Raw genomic sequence first — 2,673 nt, forward strand, 5'->3', positions numbered from 1 at the left:
TGGCGGGCGCGCAGGGACGCGGCCGGCGGCGACGAATCCGTGTATCTCGCGCCGCTCGACGCGATCGTCGCCGGTGCGCCGACCCAGGCCGAGCACTGGCTCGCCCGCTATCGCGACGCGTGGGCCGGCGATGCGACGCGGATCTACGACGAGGCCGAAATCTGACCGTGCCGCGCCGGGCCGCTCACGCGCAGCACGCGAGCAGCGGTTCGTGCGCGAACTCGAGGTCCGGCGCCGGCGCATGGCCTCGCCGTCGCGCCCGCACCGCGTAGGCGAGCGTCTCGAGAAGCTGCGTGGTATCGGCGAACGACAGGCACGCATCGGTGATGCTCTGGCCGTAGCGCAGCGGCATGCCGGGCACGAGATCCTGGCGCCCTTCGATCAGGTTCGACTCGATCAGCACGCCGACGATGCGCGTGTCGCCAGTGGCAATCTGCGCGGCGACGGCCGTGCCGACCCCCAGTTGGTTGCGGAACTGGCGGCGGCTGTTGCCGTGGCTGACATCGATCATCACGCGCGGGGCGCATTGCGCGGCCGCCATGCGCTCGCATGTGGCATTCACGGCGGCCGCGTCGAAATTCGGCTCGCGCCCGCCGCGCAGCACGACGTGCGTATGCGGATTGCCGGGCGAAGCCGTCGCGCATAGCCGGCCGCCCGTATCGACCGACAGGAAGCGATGCGGGCGTGCGGCCGCGCACATCGCATCGACGGCCACCTGGACGTTGCCGTCGGTGCCGTTCTTGAAGCCGATCGGGATCGGAAGCGACGACGCCAGCTCGCGATGCACCTGCGATTCCACGGTGCGTGCGCCGATCGCCCCCCAGGCGACCAGGTCGGCCAGGTAGCGCGGCGACAGCGGATCGAGGAACTCGGTCGCCGCCGGCATCTCCGCCCCGTTGATGTCGCACAGCAGCGCGCGGGCCGTGTGCAGGCCCGCGTCGATCCGTTCGCTGCCGTCCAGCAGCGGATCGTTGATGAGCCCCTTCCAGCCGACCGTCGTGCGCGGCTTCTCGAAGTACACGCGCATCACGATTTCCAGTTCGTCCGCGAAACGCGCGCGTTGCAGCGCGAGCCGCGCCGCATAGTCGCGCGCCGCGGCCGGGTCGTGCACCGAGCACGGGCCGGCGATGACCACGAGACGGTCGTCGGTGCCGTTCAACACGTCGACGATCGCTCGGCGAGCCAGATGAACCGTGCGCGACGCGCGCAATGCCGGTTGTAGCGCGCCGGCCAGATCCGCGGGGGACGGCAAATGCAGCACGGCGTCACGGTTCGTCGTCCAGGTATTCGCATGCATGGGGACTGCCCTCCTGTCGATAATTCGGTGGATTTTTTACTACAGCGCGACTGTATTGAATGGCTCTTTCCATGCGCAACTAACATATTTACCAGTTTCTAATTCATAACCTTATGAATTGCAGAAATAAGCAAGTCGTCCGGAATTGAGGTATCGGCCTTGCCTGTTTTTGAGATGCCAGGCGGGCTTGAAATTCGATTTTCAACGAAGCATTCAGGCGCAATTATCCGCGCTGAAATCGCGGAGCGAGAGGCTTCCGCGATGGTTCGCTATTCGTTCTGATAGTGGCGCCTCGATAGGTGTTAGATTAATTTTTCGACTCCCGATAGGCCAATCGGGATCAAATAAATAAATCAACCCAGTCATTGCGGAGAATCACCATGTCGAAACGCCATTACGAAACGCCCATTCACGTCAAGTATCGCGATACGGATTCGATGGGGCATGTGAGCAGTCCCGTCTATTACGACTATCTGCAGCATTCGTACCTCAGCTACATGTTCGATCTCCTCGGCCTGCCGCGGAGCGAGAAGCTGCCGCACATCATGGTGAAGACGCAGTGCGAGTACCTCGCACCGGCGCAATTCGGCGACAACCTGACGATCCGGTCGAGCATCGTGCGCTTCGGCAGCAAGAGCTTCGATCTCGAACACCTGATGGAGCGCGACGACCAGACCATCGTTGCGCGCGGCATGTCGACGCACGTGATGTTCGATTACGCGAACAACACGACGCAGGCCGTGCCCGACGAGTTCAAGGCACGCGTGCTCGAATTCCAGGGTTCGCTGTGATGCGCGCGCGCCATTTCGGGAGCGACACGTGAGCGCCGTGGTGGCGCGCGCCCGGCGCCGGATCGGTGCGATCGTCGAGCGTCGCGACGATCGCGCGATCGTCATCGTCCGGCATGCCGCGCAGGCGTTGCTCGAGCCGGCCGCGCTCGAGCGGCACCGTGCACTCGTCGATCGTCACGAGGATGAACTCGAGGTGCTGCTGCAGCCATGCGGGGGCGCGCACGATGGCGTGCGGCCGCTGCTCGGGCGCTTGCGGGATGCCGGTGTGACCGTCGCGCTCGATGCGGCGACGCTCGCTCATGACGCGTCGCTGCTCGAGTTCGCGAGCTGGGTCACGCAGTGCGCGACGCCCGGCGACACGGCGGAGCCGTGCGACGACGCAACCGTGCCGGGCGGCGGGCTGTTCTGCGGCCTGGTCGTGCGATGGCGCGACCTGCGCAACGGATGGCGGCGGCCCGAACGCGACGAGGTGTCCGAGCGCACGCCGTAAACCATCGCGGCGGATGCGGCCGAGCACATCCCGGCCGGCGATCTGGGCGGTCAGGTGCTCGGTGCGTTGCTCGACGCCCACGGCGATGCGCCCGG

General features: G+C 65.9%; 3 protein-coding genes. 2 read left to right on the top strand and 1 reads right to left on the bottom strand.

Going from position 1 to position 2,673, the window contains the following annotated elements; translation table 11 throughout:
* Positions 1-184: 184 nt before the first annotated feature.
* Entirely contained in the window at positions 185-1,297 is a 1,113-nt protein-coding gene (locus G3N99_RS38195) for a 3-deoxy-7-phosphoheptulonate synthase (RefSeq protein ID WP_206124964.1), read from the bottom strand.
* 380 nt (positions 1,298-1,677) lie between these two features.
* Between G3N99_RS38195 and G3N99_RS38200 the strand changes: the two genes are divergently transcribed.
* The gene (locus G3N99_RS38200; RefSeq protein WP_039354887.1) at positions 1,678-2,088 is read left to right on the top strand and encodes an acyl-CoA thioesterase; all 411 of its coding nucleotides are present in this window, start codon (positions 1,678-1,680) and stop codon (positions 2,086-2,088) included.
* A gap of 28 nt (positions 2,089-2,116) precedes the next feature.
* The gene (locus tag G3N99_RS38205) at positions 2,117-2,578 is read left to right on the top strand and encodes a hypothetical protein (RefSeq protein ID WP_206124965.1); all 462 of its coding nucleotides are present in this window, start codon (positions 2,117-2,119) and stop codon (positions 2,576-2,578) included.
* Positions 2,579-2,673: the final 95 nt, after the last annotated feature.

The organism is Burkholderia sp. Ac-20392 (assembly GCF_017104585.1).
GTDB classification, from domain to species: domain Bacteria; phylum Pseudomonadota; class Gammaproteobacteria; order Burkholderiales; family Burkholderiaceae; genus Burkholderia; species Burkholderia lata.

Coding starts and splice junctions, on each gene's coding strand:
- G3N99_RS38195 (WP_206124964.1), bottom strand. CDS start 1,297: ATGCATGCGAATACCTGGACGACGAACCGTGACGCCGTGCTGCATTTG.
- G3N99_RS38200 (WP_039354887.1), top strand. CDS start 1,678: ATGTCGAAACGCCATTACGAAACGCCCATTCACGTCAAGTATCGCGAT.